This window comes from Sphingomonas sp. (genome assembly GCF_017745215.1).
Taxonomy (GTDB): Bacteria; Pseudomonadota; Alphaproteobacteria; order Sphingomonadales; family Sphingomonadaceae; genus Sphingomonas.
Genome location: NZ_JAGHZV010000007.1, coordinates 97,316 through 113,886, shown reverse-complemented (window position 1 = coordinate 113,886; position 16,571 = coordinate 97,316). Strand labels below are relative to the sequence as shown.

The following is a 16,571-nucleotide window of genomic DNA, read 5'->3' as shown; positions in this document are numbered from 1 at the left end:
CTTCAAGTTGCAGACTGCAACCTAGCGCAACGGGCGAGCCGTGCAACTCGGGCTATTCGGCCTCGGGCACCGGCACGTCGAAGCCGTTGAGCGTCATCGACACCAGGCAATAGAGGCCGACGAGGTAGATCAGCTCGTTGGCGCCGTGCTGGCCGAAGATCGCCACCGCGCGGCGATAGCAGGGCTCGGGCAGCACCCCGCCGCGCGTGAGCGCGAAGGCGACGTCGAACGCCGCGCTTTCCTGCTCGTCGAGGTCGTCGGGCTTCACCCCGGCGCACAGCGCCGAGATGCGCGGCGCCATCATCCCTTCGCGCTCGGCGATCGCGACATGCGCGTAGATCTCATAGGCCGCGTTGAAGCGCGCGCCGGTGACGAGGATCGCGACCTGTCGCGCCGGATCGGGCAGCGTCGCTTCCATCGACATCGCCTTGGTGAGCTCCCAGATCGCGCCGCCGATCCGCGGCTCGTGCAGCCAGGGGTTCCAGGGCCCCATCAGCGCGCCATCCTCGGAGACGGTCCGGAAGGCGTTGAAGTTCGACGCGATGCCTTGCTTCATGTCGGCATAGAGCAGCTTCTGCGCGTCGCCGAGGCTGTCGGGGGCGAGGAGGGGCAGGCGCATGGCGGTCTCCTGTTCGTGCGGGATTCGCGGGCAAGTCTATGCTGCGCCGCGGCATCGGCCATCGTACGAAGGTATTGTTGCGCCGTCCCGCTGCGCTAAGGAGCGCCAATGCCCGCGACCCCTGCCTGGCCGCCGCAATCGGCGCCGCGCCTCTTCGTCGAACGCCCGCTCGCGCTCGGCGCGTTGCGCATCGATGGGCCGCAGGCGCATTATCTCCTCTCGGTGATGCGGCTGAAGGCCGGCGATCCGCTGCGGCTGTTCGACGACGCGACCGGCGAATGGCTCGCCCTCGCGCGGCATCTCGGCAAGCGCGACCTGATCGTGGAGGTCACGGCGCAGCTCGGCGAGCGCGAGGCGGTGCCCGACCTCTGGCTCTGCGCCGCGCCGATCAAGAAGGGCCGGGTCGACTGGGTCGCGGAAAAGGCGTGCGAGCTCGGGGTCGCGCGGCTGGTGCCGGTGCTCACGCGCCGCACCGTCGTCGACCGGCTCAACCTCGAGCGGCTGCGCGCGCACATGATCGAAGCGGCCGAGCAATGCGGCCGCACCGCGCTGCCCGAGCTCGCCGAGCCGGTGAAGCTCGCCGCGCTGCTCAAGGCCTGGCCGGCCGGGCGCGCGCTGTTCTTCGCCGACGAGGCGGGCGGCGCGCCGGCGCTCGAGGCGATGCGCGCGCATCCGGGGTCCGCGGCGATCCTCGTCGGCCCCGAGGGCGGCTTCGACGACGACGAGCGCGCCGCGATCAAGGCGCTGCCCCAGGCGGTCGGCATCGCGCTCGGCCCGCGCATCCTGCGCGCCGAGACCGCCGCGGCCGCCGCGGTGACGCTCTGGATGGGCGCGGCGGGGGACTGGTAATCGCCGGATGAGCCCCCAGATGCGGTGCCTACTGGCGCCGCTCGCGCGCCCCGAGTAAAGGCGCGCGCATGAGCACGAAAACCGTTTCAGTCAGCAACTCGCCCGTGATCGAGGATCGCGCTCAGCTGGTCGATTATTTCGCCCGGGGCGAGAAGGCCAGGGAGCGCTGGCGGATCGGCACCGAGCACGAGAAGTTCGTCTACGCGCTGAGCGACCACCACGCGCCGAGCTACGACGAGCCCGGCGGCATCCGCGACCTGCTGATGGGCCTCACCGAATTCGGCTGGAAGCCGGTCGAGGAGAATGGCACGGTCATCGCGCTCTCGGGCCCCGACGGCGCCGTGAGCCTCGAGCCCGCCGGCCAGCTCGAACTGTCGGGCGCCCCGCTCGACAATCTCCACGAGACCTGCGCCGAGACGGGCAGGCACCTGAACCAGGTGAAGGCGATCGGCGAGAAGCTCGGGATCGGCTTCCTGGGCCTCGGCATGTGGCCCGACAAGACCCGCGCCGAGCTGCCGATCATGCCCAAGGGCCGCTATGCGATCATGCTGCGCCACATGCCGCGCGTGGGGTCGCTCGGGCTCGACATGATGCTGCGCACCTGCACGATCCAGGTGAACCTCGACTATTCGAGCGAAGCGGACATGGCGCAGAAGTTCCGCGTCGGCCTCGCGCTCCAGCCGCTCGCGACCGCGCTCTTCGCCAATTCGCCCTTCACCGAGCGCAAGCCCAACGGCTATCTCAGCTACCGCAGCCACATCTGGTCGGACACCGATCCGGCGCGCACCGGCATGCTGCCCTTCGTGTTCGAGCAGGGCTTCGGCTATGAGCGCTATGCCGATTACGCGCTCGATGTGCCGATGTACTTCGTCTACCGCGACGGCCGCTACATCGACGCCGCGGGGCTGAGCTTCCGCGATTTCCTGAAGGGCGAGCTGCCGGTCCTCCCCGGCGAGTTGCCGACGATCGACGACTGGGCCGACCATCTCTCGACCGCCTTCCCCGAGGTGCGGCTCAAGACCTTCCTCGAGATGCGCGGTGCCGACGGCGGGCCCTGGGGCCGGATCTGCGCGCTGCCGGCGCTGTGGGTGGGGCTGCTCTACGACAGGCAAGCGCTCGATGCGGCGTGGGACCTGGTCAAGGACTGGTCGATGGAGGATCGCGAGGCACTGCGCAGCGCGGTGCCCAGGCTCGCGCTCGACGCGCCGCTGCCCGGCGGCGGCAAGCTGCGCGACATCGCGGGCGAGGTGCTCGACATCGCCGGCGCGGGGCTCACCGCGCGCGGCCGGCTCAACGCCTCGGGCGATAATGAGAGCGGCTTCCTCGACCCGCTGCGCGAGATCGTCCGCACCGGCAAGGTGCCGGCGCAGGTGCTGCTCGATCATTATGCGGGCGAATGGGGCGGCAATCCCTGCCGGATCTACGAAGAGACGCGGTTCTGAAGGGCGGGGGGAACGCCCTCTCAGTCGTCATCCCGGCGAAAGCCGGCACCCAGGGTTACGAAGGACGTCGCTCGCGGCCCTGGGTCCCGGCTTTCGCCGGGATGACGGTTTAGGGGGTGTCGAAGGTTACTTCCGCCCGAGAACCAGCCCGAACACCCGCGGCACCAGCCCGCGCCTCGCCATCCAGCGATCATACGCCTGATAGGCCGGATCGGCGCGGAGATGGCGTTCCTCGGTCTTCGCGCGCCAGTAATAGACGCCGCTGACCAGCGCCATGATCGCGGTGTTGCGCGCGGCGTCGATCCAGCTGCCGGTCGTCGCGAGCATCGGGATCGTCGAGAGCCACCAGAACAGGTTCTTCGAGAGATAGGCCGGGTGGCGGCTCCAGGCATAGGGGCCGTTGGTGAGCACGCCGCGGTTGGTGAGGTTCGAGAAACGGATGCCGAACGCCATCGTCGCCCAGGCGTAGATGCCGGTCAGTGCCACCAGCACCGCGCCGAGCACGGCGAGCAGCCAGTCGTGCCCGCCCAGCCACCAGGTCCAGTCGGCGGTGCCGGTGTGATAGTCGAGCGGCCCGCCGTCGCCCATCAGGATGAAGGGCGGGTAGCAGATCAGCGCCGCCATCCAGGCTGCCGCGAACGGGTTCGCGGTGCGGATGTGCGAGTCGAGCGGGCGGAAGGTCAGGACATAGCCCGCGGTCGCGAAGGCGACGTCGACCAGGAACATGAAGGTGATGCAGAAGTTGGCGAGCGCGACCGGATCGCCCCAGATCCCGCTCAGGTCCCAGCGCACGAACTCGCCGAAGCCGCCCGGCACGATCGCGACCATGAAGGCGAGGAAGAAGCCCTTCACCCCCCAGGCGCGGAGGTGGTTGTAGATCGCCTCGCGGTCGACTTGCCTGTGCCCCATCGCCCAGGCGCCGAGCGCCCAGGCGCCGTCGCGCGGCTCGACCAGCCGGCGGTCGAGCCAGAGGACATAGGGCACCGAGAGGACGAACAGCGCGGGCGCGGCGACGGTGAAGCAGGCCATGGCGAAGGGGAAGTCGGCGTAGCGCGTCTCCCACCAGAAGCGCCCGACCGCGTAGATGGCGGCGAGCCCGCCCCAGGTGAGCCACAGCCCGGCGAGCTTGGTGATGCTGGTGTCGAGCGTCTCGCGCCAGGGGCGCACGTTTGCCCAGTCGATCCCGGTGGAGGGGTTGCGGTGGACCTTGTCGACCAGCACCGACCAGATCACCATCGGCAGCGCGCAGGCGACGACGTTGACCAGCGCCGAATAGGGCCCGTCCATCCCATAGGCGCGCGCGACCGCGACCCAGGCGGCCATGCCGGCGAGCCCGAGCCAGCCGACCGGCGCGCTCACCGCCGAGCGCGGGCGCGGCTCGGCCTGGGTCTGCGCGGCCAGGGCGGCGTCATGGTACATGGGCGAGGGGTTTAGGGGGGAATGGTTAGGGAGGCGTGAAGGATGGCTGCCGCCGCCTCAAGCCCCTAACCGTCATCCCGGCGAAAGCCGGGACCCAGGGCCACGAGCGACGTCCTGCTTGACCCTGGGTCCCGGCTTTCGCCGGGATGACGGAGGGGGAGCTAAACATCCCACCGCCACACATAATGTTCGGGCACGCTGCGCTCGAGCGCCAGCTCTCCCGCCGGCGCGAACCCGGGCCTGCGCAGGCATTGCCGCACGATCTCGGGCACCATCGCATAGGCGATCTGGATCCCCAGGCATTCGTGCAGCCCCTGGCCGAAGGTGAAGCAGTCCGACAGCGCGCGGCCGGTGTCGAAGCTGCCCGGATCGGGAAACGCCTCGGCGTCGCGCATCGCGCTCGCGGCGACCGCGATCACCGTCGTCCCCGGCTGCACCTCCACCGCATGCGGCGTCCCCGCGGCGAGCCAGGTCGGGCGGTGGCAGGTGCGGAAGAAATAGCTGAACGCCGGGTTGAAGCGCAGCGCCTCGAACACGAACGGATCGAACGCCGCGGTGTCGCCCGAGAGCGCCGCGACCTTCGCCGCCGCCCATTGGTCGGGGCGTCGTGCGAGTTCCTGCATCGCATAGTTGACGACATGCGAGGTCGTCTCGACCGCGCCGATCAGCAGCCCGCCGACGTTGAACAATATCTTCGCCAGCCCCCAGCGGATCGCCCCCGTCGCTTGCAGCCGCACCAGCCGCGACACCGAATCCGAGCGCTTCTGGAACAGGATGCGCGCCTGCAGCCAGCGCTTGGCGAGGATCAACCCGGTGTGGATTGCGAGCTCCTTGTTCGCCTTCACGCGCTCGTCGACGATGTGCTGCGGGTCGGTGACCTGGATGTCGATCTGCGGCTGGTTGTGGAAGGCGTCCTGCTGGTTCCAATAGGACCAGGCCTCGAGCTTCGCCGGATCGGTGCCCGCGAAGCCGAAGAAGTCCCGCACCACCCCGATCGGCACCGCTCTCGTGAGCTTCTTCGGCGCGTCGATCTCGCCGTGCGCCGCATCCAGGATGTCGCTGGTCCGCTTGCCGACGAAGGCGCGGATCGCCGGCACGTCCTCGAAGTCGAGGATCGCGCGCATGATCGACTTGTCGCGCCAATGGTCGGCGGTCCAGTCCTGCGCCATGAAATAGTCGCCCTGCTTGGGCTTGTAGCGGTCCACGCCGAAATCCTGGTGCCGCCGCGCGACCAGGATGCAGTCGGTGAAGCGGAACGCCAGCGTCAATTCGGGCAGCACCAGCACCGGGCGCTCGGCGCGCATCTCGGCGAAGAAGGGCTCGGGCTCCGAATAGATGAAGCCGCGCGCCAGCTTCCAGCGTTCCGCCGCCGGCGCCGCATCGATCGCGTCGCAATATTTGCCCATCGCATGCCCCCAGACCGGTTGACCTTCGTCCGGTGTTCCGGTGCTTGCGACCCGGGACGGGACGCTATCCAGCGGGGACGCGCCGGGCCAGCGGTGATTGTGCCGATATGGCGGGATGTCCTATGCCTTACGGATTCCGATCCCTTTTTGGAGAGCCTTGCCTGATGTTGCGTGCCGTCGCGCTTGCCCTGCTGCTCAGCTCCGTCGCCGCCCCCGCGCTTGCCCAGAACAGCGCACCCCAGCCGCTCCGTTTCGAGGACCGGATCCCGAGCCCGCGCGACACCGCCTATCCGGGCACGATGAAGCTCGATGTCGACGCGACCGATCTCGACCACGGCATCTTCCGCGTGAAGCAGGAGATCCCGGTCGCCAAGGCCGGGCATCTCGTGCTGCTCTATCCCAAGTGGCTCCCGGGCAAGCATTCCGCGCGCGGCGAGATCGAGAAGCTCGCGGGCCTGGTGTTCCGCGCCAATGGCCAGGTCATCCCCTGGACGCGCGACCCGGTCGACGTCTTCGCCTTCCACCTCGACGTGCCCAAGGGCGCCAGGTCGGTCACTGCCGAGTTCCAGTTCGTCTCGGCGACGGTCGGCAACCAGGGACGGATCGTCGTCACGCCCAACCTGCTCAACCTGCAATGGCCGGCGGTGAGCCTCTATCCGGCGGGCTATTTCACCCGCCGCATCGCGATCGAGGCGCGCGCCACCTACCCCGCGGGCTGGAGCGCGGTCTCGGGCCTTCCGGCCGAGAAGCAGGGCGACAGCTACGTCTATCGCAAGACCGACTATGACACGCTCGTCGACTCGCCCGTCTTCGCCGGCCGCTACTACAAGGAGTTCCCGCTCTCGCCCAAGGTCGACCTCAACGTCTTCGCCGACAGCGCCAAGGAACTCGCCGCGCCCGACGAGGTGATCGCGAAGCACAAGGCGATCGTCGACCAGGCGGTCAAGCTCTACGGCGCCGAGCATTACGACCATTACGAGATCCTGCTCGCCGTCTCGGACCAGATCGGCGGCATCGGGCTCGAGCATCACCGCAGCTCGGAGAACCAGGTCGAGCCCGGCTATTTCACCGACTGGGACAATGCGCTCCCCGACCGCAACCTGATCCCGCACGAGTACGACCACAGCTGGATCGGCAAGTTCCGCCGCGGCGCCGACCTCTGGACGCCCGACTTCCGCACGCCGATGCGCGACAGCCTGCTCTGGGCCTATGAGGGGCTCGACCAGTTCTGGGGCTATGTGCTCGGCGCCCGCTCGGGGATGTACTCCAGGGCGCAGACGCTCGACGCGCTCGCCGGCATCGCCGCCAACCTCGCGGTGCGTGAAGGCCGCACCTGGCGCAGCGTCGAGGACACGACCAACGATCCGGTCATCACGGCGCGCGCGCCCAAGGGCTGGGTGAGCTGGCAGCGCTCGGAGGATTATTACAACGAAGGCATGATGGTCTGGCTCGAGGCCGATGCGGTGATCCGCGAGCAGAGCCATGGCACCAAGTCGATCGACGATTTCGCGCGCGCCTTCGCCGGCTTCGGCGACGGCGACTGGGGCGTCGCCACCTATCGCTACGAGGATGTCGTGCGCACGCTCGAGTCGGTGGTGCACTACGACTGGAAGGGCTTCCTCGACGCGCGCATCTACCAGGTCCGCCCCGAGCCGCCGCTCGCGGGGCTCGAGCGGAACGGCTATCGCCTGGTCTACACCGATGCGCCCACCGGCTGGTTCAAGGCCGACGAGAAGTCGCGCAAGCAGACCAATTTGCGCTATTCGCTCGGGCTGGTGCTGGGCAAGGACAACGGCCTGTCCGAAGTGCTGTGGGACGGGCCGGCGTTCAAGGCGGGGCTGACGCTCGCCGACACGATCGTCTCGGTGAACGGCGCCGCCACCACCGGCGAGCGCCTCAAGGACGCGATCACCGCGGCCAAGGCCGACGGCAAGCCGATCCAGCTCGTGGTCAAACGGGGCGACGCCTACCGCGAACTCGCCATCGACTATCACGGCGGACTACGCTATCCGCGCCTCGAAAAGATCGCCACGGGAGAGGCTGGTCTGGATCGGCTTCTCGATCCCAAATAAGCGAGTCACACATGCGAATCGATATGGTGCCGGTGGGCGACAACCCCCCGCACAGCCTCAACGTCATCATCGAAGTTCCCGTCGGCGGCGAGCCGGTGAAGTACGAGTTCGACAAGGCCTCGGGCGCGCTGTTCGTCGATCGCATCCTGCACACGCCGATGCGCTATCCGGCGAACTACGGCTTCGTGCCGCACACGCTCTCGCCCGATGGCGACCCGCTCGACGCGCTGGTGATCGCGCGCTCGCCCTTCGTCCCCGGCTGCGTCGTCCGCGCGCGCCCGATCGCGGTGCTCAACCTCGAGGACGAGCATGGCGGCGACGAGAAGCTGATCTGCGTGCCGGTTGACACGACCTTCCCCTATTACAGCGATGTCGGCGAGCGCAGCGACCTGCCCGAGATCGTGATGCAGCAGATCGAGCATTTCTTCACGCACTATAAGGACCTCGAGTCCGAGAAGTGGGTGCGCATCGGCCAGTGGGGCGATGCCGAGGCGGCGCGGCAGATCGTGCTCGAGGCGATCGAGCGCGCCAAGGCCGACAAGGCGGCCGCCTGACCGCGACGCGCGCCTGGCGGCTGTGCGTGGCGGCGGGTGCCGCCACGCTGGTCGCTTCCTTCGGCTTCGGCTGGATCCCGAACCTCGTCGCCTGCGGGCCGACGCACGGCGCGGGCGCGATCACGGCGTTCGAGCTCGCGCGCAGCACCGCCGACATCGCCGAGTTGTTCGGCCGCGAGCCCTGCACCAGCCGCTTCGCCGAAGCGCAGGCGCGCGGGCTGTGGCTCGACATGCTCGGCTTCATCCCCGCCTATGCGGCGTTCCTCGGCTGCGGCGCCTGGGCCTTGGCGGGCGGCGGCCGGCGGATGGGCTGGGCGGCACTCGCGGCCGTGGTCGCGGCGCTGCTCGACGAGGCGGAGGGCGTGACGATGTTCGCCATCCTGGGCAGCCTGCCGGGCAAGCCCTGGCTGTTCGACGCGCTGTTCTGGACGGTGCGGCCCAAATTCTTCCTGCTGGGCGTCGCCGAGGTGCTGATGGCCGTGTCGATGCTCCGCCACGGCTGGCTCGGCCGCATCGCCGCGGTGCCGATGGGGCTGGGCGGACTCGCCGGGATCGCGGTGATCCTGTTCGCGCCGCACAGCCCGTGGCTGATCAAGACGCATAATTACGCCTGGATCGCGCTGCTCGCGCTGGCGCTGGTGGCTGCGGTGAAGCCGGTGTGGGTGGCGAGACGAGTCGCTTAGCTCTTCAACCGTCATCCCGGCGAAAGCCGGGACCCAGGGTCACGGAAGACATCGCTCGCGGTCCTAGGTCCCGGCTTTCGCCGGGATGACGAGAGGGATTTAAACTGGCCCCCAACCTGTTCTAAACCCCACCCCATGGGCACCAAGGGCCATCACCGTCCCGGCATCGGCAATTGGATCGCGCCGCCGCGCTTCATCGCCTTCGTCTTCGTCACCGCCGCCGCCACCTGGATCGCCATTCCGCTGCTGGGCCTGCGCTACGGCGTGATGGCCGGGTTCGACATCGGCGCCCTGTTCTTCTTCGCGATCGCCACCCCACTCTTCACCCACAAGTCCGAGCGGATGCGCATCTCGGCCTGCCAGAACGACGCCAACCGCGTGATGCTGCTCGCGATCACCGGCGGGGTGATGCTGGTGATCCTCGCCGCGATCGCGAGCGAGTTGATGAGCCATCCGCGCCCCGGCGGGCTCGACCTGCGTCCGCTGATCGTCGGCACCCTCGCAATCGCCTGGATCTTCTCCAACTTCATCTACGCGCTGCACTATGCGCACCTCTTCTACAGCGAGGGCGAGGAAGGCGCGGACATGGGCGGGGTGAAGTTCCCCGACACCGACGAGCCCGATTATTGGGACTTCGTCTATTTCTCCTTCTGCCTCGGCATGACCTTCCAGACGAGCGACGTGAGCATCATGGACGGCCGAACGCGCCGCGTGGTGACGCTCCATTGCCTCGAGGCGTTCGTGTTCAACCTCGGCGTGATCGCCTTCACGATCAACGTGCTCGGCTCGCATTGAGCCCGGCTTGCAATGTAGGAGTTCGGCTGCTTGGCTGGCGCCGTCGGGACGTCCCGGCCGCTCTTTGAATGCGTGGGGCCAGGATTGAGGTGCAGCGCGGCGACGGGTCGTGACTCTTGTGACTTTTGGGCGCCGCAGCGCCGCGACGGGGTGTGACTCTTGTGACTCTTCGAGTCGAATCGCTCAATCGCGCCCGGCGAGTCGGGCGAGCGCGTCGCCGGTGACGCGCTGGACGGTCCATTCGTCCATCGGCTGCGCGCCCATCGCGCGGTAGAAGTCGATCGCCGGCGTGTTCCAGTCGAGCACCGCCCATTCGAAGCGGGCGCAGCCGCGGTCGATCGCGAGGCCCGCGAGGTGGCGGAGCAGCGCCTTGCCCGCCCCCGATCCGCGCGCGGCGGGGGTGACGTAGAGGTCCTCGAGGTAGATGCCGGGGCGGCCGGTCCAGGTCGAGAAATTGTGGAAGAACAGCGCGAAGCCGACGTCCTCGCCGCCCAGCGACGCGATCACCGCCTCGGCGACGGCGCGGTCGCCGAACAGCGCCGCCTCGAGCATCGGCTCGGTCGCCTTCACGGCGTCGGGCTCGCGTTCGTATTCGGCCAGTTCGCGGACGAAGCGGAGGATCAGCGGCACGTCGGCCGCGGCGGCGGGTCGGATGGTAACCGTCATGGGAGCGCGGCCTCGGCTTCGTGGGTCATCACCTGGGGCTTCATCCGTGCGGCGATCAGGCAGCCGCCGACGATCAGCCCGGCGCCGGCGAGCGTGTAGAGCGAGACATGCTCGCCGAACACCACCCAGCCGAGCAGCGCCGCCCAGACGAACGACGTATATTCCGTCGGTGCCAGATACTGCGCCTCGGCGCGGGCATAGGCCCAGCTGAGCAGCATCAGCGAGACGGTGCTGAGCACCGCGGCGAGCAGGATCGGGCCGATCTCGCGCACCGGCGGCAATTCGGCGAGCCACGGCGCGGGCAGGCTCAGCAGCACCGCGGCGACGAGGCTCTGGAACAGCCCGACTTCCTCGGGCGAGGCGACCTGTGCCTGCTGGCGCATCAGCACGATGTTCCACGAATAGCAGACCGCCGAGGCGAGGATCGAGAGCGCGCCGAGGAAGGCCTCGTCGCCGAGCCGCGACTGCGCCTGGCCGATCAGGATCACGCCGACGCCCGCGCTGGCGATGAGCGAGGCGCCGACCACGCCGCGCCCGATCCGCTCGCCGAGGATCATCGCAGCGAGGAACAGCGCGAGCAGCGGCGCGATGTAGCTGAGCGCGATCGCCTGCGCCATCGGCACGCGGGCGAGACCCCAGAAGAAGAGGAACGCCATCGTCGCGCCGACCGCGCCGCGGGTGAGGTGGAGCTTGACCGCCGCCCGGCTGGGCGCCTTGGGCCGCCGCATCGCCCAGACGATCGCGCCGCACAGGCTCGCCGCCCACATCCGCCAGAACAGCGCATTATAGGTGCCGATCGCGAGGCTGAGCCCCTTCATCACGGCGTCCATGCCCGAGAAGGTGGCGATCCCGAGCGTGCCGATAAAGAAGATCGTGGGGAGCGATGGGCGGTGCACGGCGGCGGCATAGCCGCAACGCGCTGGCGGGTCACGGTAGCGTTAGTTTAGCCGCATCTCGTCGCCGGAGAGATGCACCGAACCGATCTTGCGGAGGTAGGACTGGCCGAGCAGCGAGACGTCGAGCCCCTCGACCACCGCGCCGTGGACGTCGGTCACGCGCTTGCCGTCGAGCACCACTTCGTCGAGCACCACCGCCGCGCCGCGCACCGCGCCCGACGCGCCCGAGCCGATCACGCGGAAGTCCACGGGATCGAACTTCACATGCGCGCGCCGCGCGTCCTGGACGGTGAGCGCGACCATGTCGGCGCCGGTGTCGACGAGGAAGCGGATCGGCTCGTCGTTGACCTGGGCGTGCGCGAAGAAATGGCCGTTGCCGTCGCGCTGGATCACCGTCTCGACCGGCTTCTGCACCTCGGCCGCCTCGGCGACAGCGGCGCCCGCGGGCTGGGCCGCGCGCGGCGCCGGGGGCTTCGACGGCATCACCGCGCCGATCGTCGTGCCGATCACCAGCATCATGAAGATTGCCACCCGCATGGCCGCATCATCGCCGAGGACGGCTGAAAAAGGATCAAGCGGGATGGTAAACGGATTCGGCCGGGCCTACTCGGCCGGCTTCACTCCGCTGCTTGGGCCGCCGCCTCGTTCGCCGCTTCGATCTCGGCCGCCTTGGCCTCGACCAGCCGGACGATATGCTCGATCATGTCGGCGTCAGCGACATGGTGGTCGGTCACCCCCGAGAGATAGACCATGTGCTTGCCGGCGCCGCCGCCGGTGATGCCGATGTCGGTCTCGCGCGCTTCGCCGGGGCCGTTGACCACGCAGCCGAGCACCGAGAGGCTCATCGGCGTGCGGATGTGCTGGAGCCGCTCCTCGAGCGCCTGGACGGTGCGGATCACGTCGAACCCCTGGCGCGCGCAGCTGGGGCAGGAGACGACCCGCACGCCCCTGTTCCGGATCCCCAGCGCCTTGAGGATCTCGAAGCCGACGCGGACCTCTTCCTCGGGCTCGGCCGAGAGGCTGACGCGGATCGTGTCGCCGATCCCGAACCAGAGCAGCGAGCCGATCCCGATCGCGCTCTTGACCGTGCCGCCGACGAAGCCGCCCGCCTCGGTGATGCCGAGGTGCAGCGGGCAATCCACCGCCTCGGCGAGCTGCTGATAGGCGGCGACCGCGAGGAACACATCCGACGCCTTCACCGCGACCTTATACTCGTGGAAGTCGCGGTCCTGGAGCAGCTTGATATGGTCGAGCGCCGATTCGACCAGCGCCTCGGGGCAGGGCTCGCCGTATTTCTCGAGCAGGTCCTTCTCGAGGCTGCCAGCGTTGACGCCGATGCGGATCGCGCAGCCGTTGGCCTTGGCGGCGTTGACGACTTCGTTGACGCGCTCGGCCGAGCCGATATTGCCCGGGTTGATCCGCAGGCCCGCCGCGCCGGCGTCGGCGGCCTCGAGCGCGCGCTTGTAGTGGAAGTGGATGTCGGCGACGATCGGGACGCGCGCGGCGCGGACGATCTGCCGAAGCGCCGCGGTCGATTCGACGTCGGGGCAGGAGACGCGGATGATGTCGACGCCTGCGTCCTCGCAGCGGCGGATCTGGTCGATCGTCGCGCGCGCGTCGGAAGTCGGCGTGTTGGTCATCGTCTGCACCGTCACCGGCGCATCGCCGCCAACGGGGACGTTGCCGACCATGATCTGGCGGCTCGGACGGCGGACGATGTCGCGCCAGGGTCTTACGGACATGAAGGCTACTCTCGGTTCGGCGCCTCTATAGCGTCAGATCGAGATGTCCTCCAGCCGATTGAGCCAGCGCGTCTGCCGCGTCGATTCGAGGCTGCCGTGCGAGTCAAACTTCTTGAGCGCGCCGAAATCGAGCCCGGTCTGGTTCTCGATCGTGGCGATCGTCGTCTGGATCTTGCGCGAGCGAATCTCGTCGATGGTGTAGGGCTTCAATCCCGAGAAGACCTTGGCCTCGTAGAGCGCGCGGACATATTCGGTCTGGCCGACGATGAAGCCCGCCGCGGCGATCACCTTGTCGGTCTTCTGTAGCACCGCGATCTTCCAGAAGGAGAGCGGGATCTGCCACGGCCCGCCCTTGCGCTGGCGGCCGTAATAGGGATCGCGCTCGCGGAAGATCGGGCCGGTGAAGACGGTCAGGCGGCGCTGGCTGGTCTGCGCCTTGTCGAGCACATAATCCTCGAGGTTGCCCCAGTCCTGGTCGTTGTACGCCTGGACCTGGGGCGCGGCGTTGGTGAAGTGGAAGCTGTCCTCCATCCCCCGCCGCGCGTCGGCGGTGCGCTGCTCGGGGTCGGTGGCGTGGCTCCAGCAGGGGTCGAGCAGCCGGACGAGATGCCCGCGGCTGAAATAGACTTTCTCCTCGGCGCGCGTGCTCACGTAGAAATCGTCGTCGGGCTGGTATTCGGAGCCGATCCGCGCGTCCTGCCGCCAGCTGTCCTTGCGCTTGCCGGGATGGACGACGTTGAGCCCGTCGATGTTCACCGCGGTCATCAGCGGGAAGTGCCGCTCGGCGTGGAGCACCGCCGAGAAGTGGAAATACTTCAGCTCATGGTCCTGACTGTCGATCAGTTTCGCCACCTTCCCCGCCTTGGCGAGCTTGGCGTAGATCGGTTCGAGCGCGATCGGGGTGGTGAGGAACTTCTCGTCATAGCCGAGCGCCGGATCGGCCCAATGCGTCGCCTTGAACGGTGCGAACTGCTCGGTCGGCCACAGCGACGCTGCCGAGACCGCGGGCTCGGCGAGCGGCGCGAAGCCGAGCGACCGGCCGATCTGGTCGAGCGCGGCGCGGGCGTTGGTGTCCTCGAAGCGGATCTGCTCGAGCCAGCGGAAGATCGCGCTGATCCGCACGCCTTCGTTGGCGATCCACTGGACCGGGTCGCCGGGCTTGGCGTTGGGCGCGGGCACCGCCTTGTGGTGGAGCGCCACCACTTGCCACTGGTCGTTGAACACCGGCGAGCCCGACGAGCCCGGCTCGGTGTCGGTAGAATAATGCAGGAAATTCTCGAAGGTCGCGGCGCTGCCCGCGGGCGGCGCGATCTTGAGCACTTCGCTCGCGTGGATGGCGATCTGCTTGGGCTGGCCGCTGGGGTGCTGGATGATCGACACCCATTCGCCGTCGAGCACCTTGCCGGTGGTCGGGATCAGCGGCAGCCAGCCGTAGCGGTCCGCCGGCGTGCCGTTGGTCGCGAGCGGGGCGATGGCAACGAGGGTGGCGTCGAGCTCGGTGCTGGTGATGAACAGGCTGTTGGGATCGAGGTTGAACACCGCGGGGTCGCGCAGCACGCCGTCGAGGTCGTGCTCATAGCCGAATTCGGCGCTGGACTGGGCAGCCTCGGCGGGACTGGCGAGGACGTGGTTGTTGGTGATCAGCAGCCGCGGACCGATCAGGAAGCCGGTGCCATAGGCGTGGCCGCCGTCCATCGGCAGGCTGATCCGGCACACCGCATCGGCCGAGCGCCGGCCGCGATCGAGGAAGTTGATCGAGAGGAGATCGCTCTCGCCGATGATCCGCTCGAAGCCGTTGGGATCGCTCTCGGGCGGCTCGACCAGCCCGAGGCGCGTCGCATAGTCCTTGGCATCGGCCTTGGCGCGGCGCGTGCGGCCGCGACGGTTGGCCGGCGAGAGGGTGGTGCCCCGCGCGCGCACCGCCTGGGCGATGTGGCGGATCAGCGATTCGTCCTCGACCGACGGCGAATTGGGTCCCGTCCTGTCGATCTTCCCGCCCTTGCGCATGCCGGCCTCCCCTTGTCGGCGAGGCTATACCGCGAACTGTTACGCCGGCGGACCGGCAATCGTCGCCGAATCGGACTCGCTCAGTCGGGCTTGGTCTTGGGCCGCGGGATCAGCTTCGCTTCGGCGAGCGGCTTGGAATAGGGCGAATCCCAAAGCTGCGTCTGCAGCGCTGCGATGCGGCCGGCCATCTTCGCGTCACGCAGCACGATCTCGAGGTTGCGCGAGGTGTCGAGGTAGCCGCCTTCCCAATTGCTCGTGCCCACCCAGCCGATCGCGCCGTCGATCGCCATGATCTTGGTGTGGACGACGCGGGCATAGGGGACGAAGCCGGTCGAGGCAGGCGGGATCGACGCGACCTTGATCTCGACATTTGGCACCGACGCGAGGCTCTCGAGGAGCGGGATCTGGTTGGGCCACATGTTCCAGTCGGTGACCAGCAGCTTGACCTTCACGCCGCGCGCCGCCGCCGCCCGCAGCGCATCGTCGATTACCGTATAGGTGCCGCCGCCGAACGACTGGGTCGAATATTCCATCACTTCGATGCGGATCTCGGTCTTCGCCTGGCCGATCAGCTTGACCAGCGTCTCCTGCGAATCGCCGATGCCCGCAGGGTCATAGGCATTGGGGCTGGCGACGAGGAACACCTTGCCCTCGATCGGCGCGTAACCGGTGGTGCGCAGCGGCGGCACCGGCTTGCCCGCCGCGATCAGCGCGGCGGCCGCCCAGTCATGGTCGAAGATCGCCTGGAACTGGCTCGCCATCGCTGCGTCGGTGACGCGCAGGCCGGTCTCGTCGATGTGCTTGAGCGCGCGCCAGTCGAAATTCTGGCTGCCGACGTAGGAGGCCTTGCCGTCGACGATGAAGAATTTCGCATGGATGATCCCCGAGCCCTTCACCTTGGCCCAGGCGAGCAGGCGGAACTCGAGGTTGGGGATCGCCTTCAACTTGTCGATCGTCGGCGTGTCCGAGGCGGAGAGGCCCTTCTCCTCCATCAGGAAGCGAATCTTCACACCGCGCTTCGCCGCCGCGTCGAGGCAGCCGATCACGGTGTCGAGCGGCTCGCCCGTCATCCCGGAGACATAATATTGCTCCAGGTCGATCGCACGCTTGGCGGCGCCGAACATCTCGCACCAGACGGTGACGGGATCGCGCAGGTCGGGGTTGGGCAGGTTGGTCTCGACCGGTGCATTATGGACGAGCTCGAAGCCGGGGATGCCGAACTGGGCATGCGCCGCGCAGGCGGGCAGCAGCAGGAGCGCGCCGAGCAGCGCCATCATCCTGCGGATCATTCCTCGTGCAATCTGCGTCATCATTGTCTCTCTCGCGAGCCCGGATCGGTGCCGGCATCCCCGCTATCCGACCTAAATGCAAGGCGCGTGACAGCGGCGGCGAGCGCGATCGCAAACCCCGGATGAAGGGGC

15 protein-coding genes are annotated in these 16,571 nt (G+C 68.4%); 6 read left to right on the top strand and 9 right to left on the bottom strand.

The features are described 5' to 3' along the window. Positions 1 to 52: 52 nt before the first annotated feature. Entirely contained in the window at positions 53 to 619 is a 567-nt protein-coding gene (locus J7495_RS09225) for a carboxymuconolactone decarboxylase family protein (RefSeq protein ID WP_294056187.1), read from the bottom strand. 108 nt (positions 620 to 727) lie between these two features. Between J7495_RS09225 and J7495_RS09220 the strand changes: the two genes are divergently transcribed. Beyond that, the gene (locus J7495_RS09220) at positions 728 to 1,468 is read left to right on the top strand and encodes a 16S rRNA (uracil(1498)-N(3))-methyltransferase (RefSeq protein ID WP_294056186.1); all 741 of its coding nucleotides are present in this window, start codon (positions 728 to 730) and stop codon (positions 1,466 to 1,468) included. A gap of 68 nt (positions 1,469 to 1,536) precedes the next feature. After that, entirely contained in the window at positions 1,537 to 2,910 is a 1,374-nt protein-coding gene (locus J7495_RS09215; protein WP_294056185.1) for a glutamate--cysteine ligase, read from the top strand. Positions 2,911 to 3,036: 126 nt separating this feature from the next. Here J7495_RS09215 and J7495_RS09210 read toward each other — a convergent pair whose 3' ends face one another. Continuing rightward, complete coding sequence (locus tag J7495_RS09210) at positions 3,037 to 4,329, bottom strand: isoprenylcysteine carboxylmethyltransferase family protein (RefSeq protein WP_294056184.1); 1,293 nt, start codon at positions 4,327 to 4,329, stop codon at positions 3,037 to 3,039. A gap of 161 nt (positions 4,330 to 4,490) precedes the next feature. Next, positions 4,491 to 5,735, bottom strand: coding sequence for a cytochrome P450 (locus tag J7495_RS09205; RefSeq protein ID WP_294056183.1), 1,245 nt, complete (start codon positions 5,733 to 5,735; stop codon positions 4,491 to 4,493). 164 nt (positions 5,736 to 5,899) lie between these two features. On the opposite strand from J7495_RS09205, the gene J7495_RS09200 reads away from it, so the two are divergent. The 4 genes from J7495_RS09200 (at position 5,900) to J7495_RS09185 (ending at position 9,839) form a co-directional block, all read left to right on the top strand. After that, positions 5,900 to 7,807, top strand: a complete 1,908-nt coding sequence (locus tag J7495_RS09200; RefSeq protein WP_294056182.1) for a peptidase M61 — start codon at positions 5,900 to 5,902, stop codon at positions 7,805 to 7,807. Positions 7,808 to 7,818: 11 nt separating this feature from the next. Continuing rightward, positions 7,819 to 8,361 (top strand): inorganic diphosphatase, encoded by a 543-nt coding sequence (gene ppa, locus J7495_RS09195; protein ID WP_294056181.1) that lies wholly within the window; start codon positions 7,819 to 7,821, stop codon positions 8,359 to 8,361. 26 nt (positions 8,362 to 8,387) lie between these two features. Beyond that, the gene (locus tag J7495_RS09190) at positions 8,388 to 9,044 is read left to right on the top strand and encodes a hypothetical protein (protein ID WP_294056180.1); all 657 of its coding nucleotides are present in this window, start codon (positions 8,388 to 8,390) and stop codon (positions 9,042 to 9,044) included. Between the two features lie 135 nt (positions 9,045 to 9,179). After that, complete coding sequence (locus J7495_RS09185; protein WP_294056179.1) at positions 9,180 to 9,839, top strand: DUF1345 domain-containing protein; 660 nt, start codon at positions 9,180 to 9,182, stop codon at positions 9,837 to 9,839. Positions 9,840 to 10,022: 183 nt separating this feature from the next. Here the strand turns inward: J7495_RS09185 and J7495_RS09180 are convergent, their stop codons facing one another. The 6 genes from J7495_RS09180 to J7495_RS09155 form a co-directional block, all read right to left on the bottom strand. Then, positions 10,023 to 10,505: a GNAT family N-acetyltransferase gene (locus J7495_RS09180; protein WP_294056178.1), complete on the bottom strand. Its 483-nt coding sequence runs from the start codon at positions 10,503 to 10,505 to the stop codon at positions 10,023 to 10,025. After that, complete coding sequence (locus tag J7495_RS09175) at positions 10,502 to 11,401, bottom strand: DMT family transporter (RefSeq protein WP_294056177.1); 900 nt, start codon at positions 11,399 to 11,401, stop codon at positions 10,502 to 10,504. Before J7495_RS09175 ends, J7495_RS09180 begins: the two co-directional genes overlap by 4 nt. A 42-nt stretch (positions 11,402 to 11,443) precedes the next feature. Continuing rightward, positions 11,444 to 11,938, bottom strand: a complete 495-nt coding sequence (locus J7495_RS09170; RefSeq protein WP_294056176.1) for a TIGR02281 family clan AA aspartic protease — start codon at positions 11,936 to 11,938, stop codon at positions 11,444 to 11,446. 80 nt (positions 11,939 to 12,018) lie between these two features. Further along, positions 12,019 to 13,143, bottom strand: a complete 1,125-nt coding sequence (ispG, locus tag J7495_RS09165; protein WP_294056175.1) for a flavodoxin-dependent (E)-4-hydroxy-3-methylbut-2-enyl-diphosphate synthase — start codon at positions 13,141 to 13,143, stop codon at positions 12,019 to 12,021. Between the two features lie 33 nt (positions 13,144 to 13,176). Continuing rightward, complete coding sequence (locus J7495_RS09160) at positions 13,177 to 15,150, bottom strand: DNA/RNA non-specific endonuclease (RefSeq protein ID WP_294056174.1); 1,974 nt, start codon at positions 15,148 to 15,150, stop codon at positions 13,177 to 13,179. Positions 15,151 to 15,230: 80 nt separating this feature from the next. Next, the gene (locus J7495_RS09155) at positions 15,231 to 16,439 is read right to left on the bottom strand and encodes a phospholipase D-like domain-containing protein (RefSeq protein ID WP_294056173.1); all 1,209 of its coding nucleotides are present in this window, start codon (positions 16,437 to 16,439) and stop codon (positions 15,231 to 15,233) included. Positions 16,440 to 16,571 lie beyond the last annotated feature (132 nt).

Bases quoted from the DNA above. Each gene is read 5' to 3' on its own strand.
- J7495_RS09225 (WP_294056187.1), bottom strand. From the start codon at position 619: ATGCGCCTGCCCCTCCTCGCCCCCGACAGCCTCGGCGACGCGCAGAAG.
- J7495_RS09220 (WP_294056186.1), top strand. From the start codon at position 728: ATGCCCGCGACCCCTGCCTGGCCGCCGCAATCGGCGCCGCGCCTCTTC.
- J7495_RS09215 (WP_294056185.1), top strand. From the start codon at position 1,537: ATGAGCACGAAAACCGTTTCAGTCAGCAACTCGCCCGTGATCGAGGAT.
- J7495_RS09210 (WP_294056184.1), bottom strand. From the start codon at position 4,329: ATGTACCATGACGCCGCCCTGGCCGCGCAGACCCAGGCCGAGCCGCGC.
- J7495_RS09205 (WP_294056183.1), bottom strand. From the start codon at position 5,735: ATGGGCAAATATTGCGACGCGATCGATGCGGCGCCGGCGGCGGAACGC.
- J7495_RS09200 (WP_294056182.1), top strand. From the start codon at position 5,900: ATGTTGCGTGCCGTCGCGCTTGCCCTGCTGCTCAGCTCCGTCGCCGCC.
- ppa (WP_294056181.1), top strand. From the start codon at position 7,819: ATGCGAATCGATATGGTGCCGGTGGGCGACAACCCCCCGCACAGCCTC.
- J7495_RS09185 (WP_294056179.1), top strand. From the start codon at position 9,180: ATGGGCACCAAGGGCCATCACCGTCCCGGCATCGGCAATTGGATCGCG.
- J7495_RS09180 (WP_294056178.1), bottom strand. From the start codon at position 10,505: ATGACGGTTACCATCCGACCCGCCGCCGCGGCCGACGTGCCGCTGATC.
- J7495_RS09170 (WP_294056176.1), bottom strand. From the start codon at position 11,938: ATGCGGGTGGCAATCTTCATGATGCTGGTGATCGGCACGACGATCGGC.
- ispG (WP_294056175.1), bottom strand. From the start codon at position 13,143: ATGTCCGTAAGACCCTGGCGCGACATCGTCCGCCGTCCGAGCCGCCAG.
- J7495_RS09160 (WP_294056174.1), bottom strand. From the start codon at position 15,150: ATGCGCAAGGGCGGGAAGATCGACAGGACGGGACCCAATTCGCCGTCG.
- J7495_RS09155 (WP_294056173.1), bottom strand. From the start codon at position 16,439: ATGATCCGCAGGATGATGGCGCTGCTCGGCGCGCTCCTGCTGCTGCCC.